General features: G+C 58.7%; 3 protein-coding genes. All 3 read right to left on the bottom strand.

All coding sequences use genetic code 11. The features are described 5' to 3' along the window. The coding region (locus C0V97_RS17605) for a hypothetical protein (RefSeq protein ID WP_199752014.1) at window positions 1-540 on the bottom strand (540 nt) is incomplete at its 3' end. Window positions 541-563: 23 nt separating this feature from the next. Further along, complete coding sequence (locus C0V97_RS17600; protein WP_127102860.1) at window positions 564-845, bottom strand: hypothetical protein; 282 nt, start codon at window positions 843-845, stop codon at window positions 564-566. Further along, on the bottom strand, window positions 845-2,071 hold a 1,227-nt coding region (locus C0V97_RS17595), incomplete at its 5' end, for a hypothetical protein (protein ID WP_233582258.1). The genes C0V97_RS17595 and C0V97_RS17600, both read right to left, overlap by 1 nt.

The following is a 2,071-nucleotide window of genomic DNA, read 5'->3' as shown; positions in this document are numbered from 1 at the left end:
GGCCTTGCGGGCTTCCTCCAGACGCCCGTTCACCTCACTGTGGAGGAACGCGAGGTCCTTGTAGGCTGCCTCAGCATCAGCGCGGACCTGCTTGAACGTCTCAGGGTCCACATTAGGGTCCCGGCTGATTGCAAGCCAGTCGAGGTCCTTGTAGGGCGCGTAGCGCTCCTCAGCGCGCTTCCACATTTCAGTGTAGGCGGCTTCGAGGCGATCCTTTTGAGCCGTAGCTGCTTCAGATGCCTTGGCAGCCTCAGCGAAGCGGCCAGAGAACTGCCCGTGCTCCTCAATGAGGCTACGCAGTTCCTTCAGCTTGTAGGTCTTGATCTCCTCGCCGAAGGGGAGTTCAACGTCTGGATCGTCATCTTCGGCAGGAGCCTCGGCGCGCTCAGGCTCCGCTGCGTCCGTCTGCTCTGGTTCAGGGGGCTTCCTGCGAGGCTCCTCAGAGACCTCAGAAGGTGCCTGAGAGGCTTCCAAGTGGGCCGCGAAGGCATCCGTAGCGTCGAGTTCAACAGGCGCTGTAGCGGCACCCTCAGGGGCCATGAGAGGCCCTCTGTTAAGCAGGATCAATATGTGTCCTCATGGTTGTGTAGGGCATCGGCCATCTGCTCTCCGGCTGAGTGGCGCATCTGCAATTCTCGGCAGATTTCAGTCAGCGCGTATTGGAGCAGGTGGTGATATTCCCTGGCCTCCCGGCCTGCCTCCCCCGGCTTTGCGGCGCAGAGGGCGGATAGGTTGTAGTTCGTCAGATCATCGACCACAGCGCAGAAAGTCGTGTCATCGAGCAGGCGCTTTGCAGCCGCGCCGCGCTCAATCAAGAGCGCAGCCTGGTCCTCGTTAGGGTGCATCAACCGGGGTCAATCCTTGCTTGTGCATCGCCCATTGCGAGGGCCTGTTTCGACATGAGCAGCTCAGTCGTATCGACCGCCACCTTGTGATTGAACTGATCCTGCTTGAGACCCTGATCGGCATGAGCCTTCTCAGTCTGAAGCTGAATCTTCGCCATGCCCTGCTCATACTTCTGCTGGGCTTCCTCACGAGATAGCTGAGCATTGAGCTTAGCGGCCTCGGCATTGGCCAGCTTGACCTGAGCATCTGCCTGCTTAACAGCGAGGTCAGCCTGCTGCATCGGATCGGGCTGCGGGGGCGGAATCTGGTCAGGAGGCAGCAGAACGCTGGTTGCATCCTTGATCCCCATGTTTTCCAGAATTCGGCTAGCGACGTAGAACTTCTTCTCAGGCGCGTAAGCCGGACCATACCCATTGGCTGGGTTGGATAGGTACTGGTCGATTGCCTGCCACTTCTGGGCCTCTTTCGCCTGCTCGCCGTACCCAAGAGCCAACGAGATATCCATCTCGGTGTCTTCGGGCCACTGAGTGAAGTCAGTCTGCGTCCAAACCCCGTTGGACTCCTGAATGAGCTTCTGCGGCTCCTCATTCTCCAGGATCAGCCGGTAGACCATTGAGTAGAGCTTGCGAAGGAATACCTCAGCAAAGTTCCTGGCGATGATCTTCTGACGGATTTGCGAGACCGCGATCAGGTCCTGCACCATGCCCTGAGAATTCTGGGTAGAGATGGCGTCCTTGTTCAGCCCCTGTGACAGACTGGATATGCCGCTGATTTCCTCGCCGCCCTGCTGAAGCTGGGACATGGTTTGGAACACGAATGGGTTAAGGGACGCCTGCGGCAGCGGAGCCACAGAGGAAATTACGTCGCGGACGTTGACGATGCCGCCGAGGCGGTTTTCCATCAGTTCGCGTGGGTTCGTCACGCCCCCCTGAGCGACCATCATCCGGGGATTGGTGGTGATCAGCGAGTGGTTGATGATCGAGCGCGTCAGGAACGTCTGCGCGTTCTGCGTCGGAACCAGAAGAAGGCCGTAGTTGGCGCCGTAGAATGCATGGGACCGAGGCAGAGCGCAGAAGTCGATGAAGGGCTTATGGCTGACAGGTTCTTTGTCCAGAACCTGATTGCAGCACAGATCGACCTTGTAGAGCTGGCTTGTGCCATCCCCCTCAATGTCGAGGTGCATATAGCACTCATAGACGGTGTAGAGCTYGCGGGCATCCTGCGT

This window comes from Asaia sp. W19 (assembly GCF_003994335.1).
In the GTDB taxonomy this organism is placed as follows: Bacteria; Pseudomonadota; Alphaproteobacteria; order Acetobacterales; family Acetobacteraceae; genus Asaia.
The sequence above is the reverse complement of the archived record's forward strand: the minus strand, read 5'-3'. Positions and strand labels throughout refer to the sequence as shown.